This window comes from Frankia sp. AiPs1, from assembly GCF_023716945.1.
Taxonomy (GTDB): domain Bacteria; phylum Actinomycetota; class Actinomycetes; order Frankiales; family Frankiaceae; genus Frankia.
Genome location: NZ_JAMQQF010000511.1, coordinates 1 through 4,320 on the forward strand (window position 1 = coordinate 1; position 4,320 = coordinate 4,320).

Consider the following 4,320-nt stretch of genomic DNA (forward strand, 5'->3'; position numbering starts at 1 on the left):
TGAGCAGCTCCCGCTGGTCGCGTTCCTCCCGGTGGAACGGCCCCGCTCCAGACCCGGCAGCCTGAGCCCGGCCGCGGGGGGGGGGGGGGGGGGGGGGGGGGGTGGGGCGGGGGGGGGTGGGGGGGGGGGGGTGGGGGGTCGGTCCCCGTCCGGGGGGTCCGGGGCGGCGGTCTCCTGGGTCTCCTCGGTGACGTCCGCGGCTACCGACGTGGCGACGCACGTCGTCGCCGAGACCGCCACCGGCGCCACGGCTGGCGCGGCCGGGATCGGGTCGGTTGATCAGGAGGAGCACGGCGCCGTCCGGGACAGCTTCGCCGAGCTCGCGGCCATCGCCGCCGGCGACCGTGCGGGCGATGAGCCCGTCGGGGCCGGTCTCGCCGGGAGCGGCCTGGCTGAGAGCGGCCCCGCTGGGGACGATCTTGCCGGAGGCGGCTTCGCCACGACCGACCTCGCCGGGGCCGGTCGTGGCGGGACGGGGTCCAGGTTCGGCCTCGCCCGCCAGGACGACCACGCCCTCGACGTGGGCGACGCCGCCGAGCCGACGCTGGCGCCGTTGCTGCTGCACTCCCTGTCCGACCTGCGGGAGATCTGGGTGCCACTGATCGAGGCGTCCGGCGCGCGCAGCGTGGCGGAGATCGGCTCGGAGAGCGGGGTCACCACCTCCCTGCTGGTCGACCTGCTCCGCCGCGGCGGCGGGGGCCGGCTCGTCGTCGTCGACCCGGACCCGGGGGTCGCGCCGGCCTCCGGCGGTGGGCTCGACGTGCAGGTCATCCGTGGGTACAGCCCGCAGGCTCTCGACGGCCACGCGCCGACCGACGCCTACCTCATCGACGGTGATCACAACTACGCCACGGTGCACGGCGAGCTCACGGCGATCGCCGACGCGGTCGCCCGATTCAGCCGCTCGTACTTCCCGCTGGTGGTCCTGCACGATGTCGGCTGGCCGGCGGGGCGGCGCGACCAGTACTACAACCCGGACCGGGTGGCCGCGGACGCCCGCCAACCGCACTCATGGGACGTCGGCGTCGAGATCGACGATCCCGGAGTGGTCCGCGGCGGCTTTCGTGGAATGGGTGCGTTCGCCTGGGCCCTGACTGAGGGCGGGCCGCGCAACGGGGTGCGCACGGCGATCGAGGACTTCGTCGCCGAGCATTCTGACCTGCGGTTCTTCACCGTCGCGCCGATCTTCGGTCTGGGTGTGGTCGTCGACCGTCGGGCGCCGTGGGCACGCCGAATCGCCGACCTGCTGACGCCGTGGGTCTCCAACCGGCTGCTGTCCCGGATGGAGCGCAACCGCGTCGACCTGTACCTGCACGTGCTGCGGTTGCAGGACGCGGCGGCGGCGATCGCCCGCGCGCGGCAGCGGGAGTGGTCCCGGCTCGACGACGAGCGCAGCCGGCTCGCCGCCGTCGAACTGGAGCATCTGCACCGCATCGGCCAGCTGGAGCACGAGCTCGCCGACCTGCGTCGGCGCGAGGCAGAGGACGCCGAGCGCGCCGTCCACGGCCACCGGGCGGCCGCCGACGCCGACGCGCCGCGGCTGCGGCAGGTCGCCCGGATCGCCGGCTCCGCGCTGCGGTCCCGGCTGAGCCCGACCGGGCAGGAGCGACTGGCGCGGGTGCAGACCCGGATCACCGACACCGGCACCGGCCGCACGGCCCTGCCCGCCCTGCGCCGTCGGCCGAGTGCCCCGTCGCGGGGTCGCCCGAACGATCCGGACGCCCCCCTGCGCGGGTAGGACCATGGACCCTCGATCGACGATTGCCCCTCGATCGACGATTGCCCTCAGCCGACCGAGGACGGCTCCCCGATCCGAGACGGCCCCGGTGTGCTGGCCAGCCCACCGGTCCTGGACGCGGATCGCCGTCCCGGCCGACCTGCGGGAGACGGTGCAGGCGTTCTGGTACGTGCACGTGCCGGCCGGGGACGGCTGGGAGACGAAGCTGCCCGGCGGGTCGTTCCAGCTCGTCGTCAACCTTGATCGGGATCGTTTCACGGCCCGGGACGGCTTCGGCGGCGGCCGGTTCGCCGCCGGCGGAGCCGCGCTCGCCGGGGCGTTGGCCCTGCCGGTCCTGCTCGATCGGTCCGAGCGGCGGCGGGTGTTCGGGATCAGCTTGCGGCCGGCGGCGGGAGGGGTGATCGCCGGCGGCGCCTGCCCGCAGGCAGCGGCGGTGCCCCTGATCGACCTGGGCGAGGTGTGGGGCACAGAGGGACGGCTGCTGCGCGAGCGGCTGCTCGACCTGCCCGGTCCGGCCGAGATGGCCGACCACGTCGCGCAGGTGCTGCGCCACCGGGGCCGCGCCCACCTCGATCCGGCCGCGATCGCGCTGGCCGCCCGGGCCGCGGGCCGCCTGGGCCGGGGGATGCGGGTGACCGCCGTCGCCGACAGCCTGGGCGTGAGTACGTCGACGTTGACGCGGTTGCTGCGACGGGAGCTGGGCCTCACCCCGAAGGTCCACCAGCGGGTCGCCCGGTTCCAGCGGGTGCTCACGACGGTCGGGGCCGGCCCGGACACGGGCAGGGCGGTCGGATCGGACTGGGCGGCCATCGCGGCGGCGTGCGGCTACTACGACCAGTCGCATCTGATCCACGAGTTCACCGCGCTCGCCGGGATGCGTCCGGGGCACTACCTGCCGAGCCACGCTGATGGCCCCCACCATGCCGTCCTGCCGAAGAACGCCGCCCGAGTGGCGCGGGCCTGACGGATTTTTCCAAGCCACCGCTACGGAGCGCCGCCATCATGAGACCGCCCGTGCCACTTCCCTCCCCCCAAGGTGGATCATGGCTGTTCTCCGGATCGTCGCCGACCTGCCGTCCCGCTCCCTGCCGGCCGCTCGGCGCTTCTACGCGGCCGTCCTCGGGCTTGAGCCGATCATGGACCACGGCTGGGTTGTGACGTTGAGTGATCCCGACCGGCCCGGCCCGCAGCTCACCCTGCTGACGCACGACCTCACCGCGCCGGCCGTCCCGGCTGTCTCGGTCGAGGTCGACGACGTCGACGCCGCCCACGCCGCGGCTCTCGCCGCGGGTGCCGGCATCGTCCACCCGCTGACCGACGAGCCGTGGGGGGTGCGCCGGTTCTTCGTCCGGGATCCGGACGGCAACGTCGTGAACGTCCTCGGCCACACCCGGTCCTGACGACCGGCCCCGCGGTTGGCAGACCGGCTCGGTCAGCAGACCGGCTGGTAGGGGACGTCGGCGATGTGTCGCTGCCATTCGGCGTCGTCGATCTGTTTCGACGGGTCGGCGCAGGCGGCGGCGATGAGGCTGGCATCGTCGATGCGACTGATCCGCACACTGTAGTCGTCGCTGGCGGTGGCAATCCCATTGCTGTCAGGTGTCCACGCCAGGGCCTGGATCCAGTCGCCGTGCCCGCTGATCGTGCCGGCCGACGCGGGTCGGCCGGTGCCGGAGACGTCCCACAGGTGCACGGTCGTGTCCCAGCCGGCCGTGGCCAGCGTCTTGCCGTCCGGGCTGAAGGCCAGGTCGAACACCCACTTCTCGTCGGCGGGGAAGGACGCGGTGGCCGTCGGGCGCGACGGGTCGGTGATGTCCCAGATGCGGGCCGTGCCGTCGTAGGCACCGGTGGCCAACCGCCGCCCGTCTGGGCTGAAAGCCACCGCCCACACGTAGTCGGTGTGCGCGGTGATCGCCGCCAACGGCCGCGGCCGGCGCGGATCGCTGATGTCCCACAGCCGGGCGGTCCGGTCGGCGCTCGCGGTGGCCAGCAGACGGCCGTCGGGGCTGAAGGCGACCTCGTTCACCCAGCTCGTGTGCCGGTCGAGTACGGACAGCGCGGTGGGATGGCGCCGATCCGTCACGTCCCACAGCCGGGCGGTGTTGTCGTAACCGGAGGTCGCCAGCGTCCGTCCGTCCGGACTGAACGCGGCGTCGAGGACCCAGCCGTTGTGCCCGAGGATCACGGCGAGCTCGGCGGGATGGCGGGGGTCGCTGATGTCCCACAGGATCGCCGACCGGTCGTAGCTGACCGTGGCCAGCGTCCGCCCGTCCGGACTGAACGCCGCATCGAGGACCCAGGACGTGTGCCGGGTCAGGGTCGACAGCTTCACCGGATGAGTCCGGTCGGCGATGTCCCACAACTGGACGAGGTCGTCCGCGCCGGTCGAGGCGAGCAGCCGCCCGTTCGGGCTGATGTCGACGCCGAGCGCGGACGCCGTGTGCCCGGTGAGGACGCTGGCGGTCGCCGCGGCGAAGGAGGTGCGCAGCGCGGCGCGGGCCTCGCGCACCGGGCTGATGCGGTAGGCGGCCAACGACAGCCGGGCGGCGAGGTCCGCGTCGGAGTTGCGCACGGCCTCGGCG

The 4,320-nt window shown here is 74.2% G+C and carries 5 protein-coding genes; 3 read left to right on the forward strand and 2 right to left on the reverse strand.

Going from position 1 to position 4,320, the window contains the following annotated elements:
* Nucleotides 1-240: hypothetical protein (locus ND748_RS26315; protein ID WP_251748862.1), on the reverse strand; the 240-nt coding region annotated here is incomplete at its 3' end.
* Here ND748_RS26315 and ND748_RS26320 point away from each other — a divergent pair.
* From ND748_RS26320 to ND748_RS26330, 3 genes are all read left to right on the forward strand, one after another.
* Complete coding sequence (locus ND748_RS26320) at nt 209-1,738, forward strand: class I SAM-dependent methyltransferase (RefSeq protein ID WP_251748860.1); 1,530 nt, start codon at nt 209-211, stop codon at nt 1,736-1,738. The genes ND748_RS26315 and ND748_RS26320 overlap by 32 nt on opposite strands.
* An 88-nt stretch (nt 1,739-1,826) precedes the next feature.
* Nucleotides 1,827-2,702 carry a helix-turn-helix domain-containing protein gene (locus tag ND748_RS34735; RefSeq protein WP_251748857.1) on the forward strand — a complete coding sequence of 292 codons (876 nt, stop codon included), beginning with the start codon at nt 1,827-1,829 and terminating at the stop codon, nt 2,700-2,702.
* A 79-nt stretch (nt 2,703-2,781) separates the two neighbouring features.
* Nucleotides 2,782-3,138 (forward strand): VOC family protein, encoded by a 357-nt coding sequence (locus tag ND748_RS26330; RefSeq protein ID WP_251748858.1) that lies wholly within the window; start codon nt 2,782-2,784, stop codon nt 3,136-3,138.
* Nucleotides 3,139-3,170: 32 nt separating this feature from the next.
* Here the strand turns inward: ND748_RS26330 and ND748_RS26335 are convergent.
* Nucleotides 3,171-4,320: WD40 repeat domain-containing protein (locus ND748_RS26335; RefSeq protein ID WP_251748859.1), on the reverse strand; the 1,150-nt coding region annotated here is incomplete at its 5' end.